General features: G+C 70.1%; 1 protein-coding gene. It reads left to right on the top strand.

What is annotated here, in order from left to right; genetic code table 11:
* The coding region (locus UK12_RS45410) for a beta-ketoacyl synthase N-terminal-like domain-containing protein (RefSeq protein ID WP_442973929.1) at positions 1–151 on the top strand (151 nt) is incomplete at its 5' end.
* Positions 152–338: the final 187 nt, after the last annotated feature.

Genomic DNA, 338 nt, shown 5'->3' with positions numbered 1-338 from the left:
CTCCGGCGCGGAGGCGTGCGGCTCCGCGATCGGGATGATCCGCAGCGGCCGGGCGTACGTCGTGGTGGCCGGCGGCACCGAGGGGGCGGTCCACGCGCGGCCGATCGTCGCATGCGCCAACATGATGGCGATGTCCAAGAACAACGAGTAGCCGCAGGGCGGCTCCCGCCCGTACGACAAGGCCAGGGACGGCTTCGTGCTGGGCGAGGGAGCGGGCGGGGTCGTGACAGGCCGCGTACTGCAAGATCACGGTGGCGCCTCCGCAGAGCAACAACCAGGCCCGTGGCTGGTCGGTAGGGCGGGCGTGTCTGATGGGACACATCAACGTCTTGGTGATG

Source organism: Saccharothrix sp. ST-888 (assembly GCF_000955975.1).
Taxonomy (GTDB): domain Bacteria; phylum Actinomycetota; class Actinomycetes; order Streptomycetales; family Streptomycetaceae; genus Kitasatospora.
Note: the sequence above shows the minus strand (reverse complement) of the source record. Positions and strands in the feature narration are given on the sequence as shown.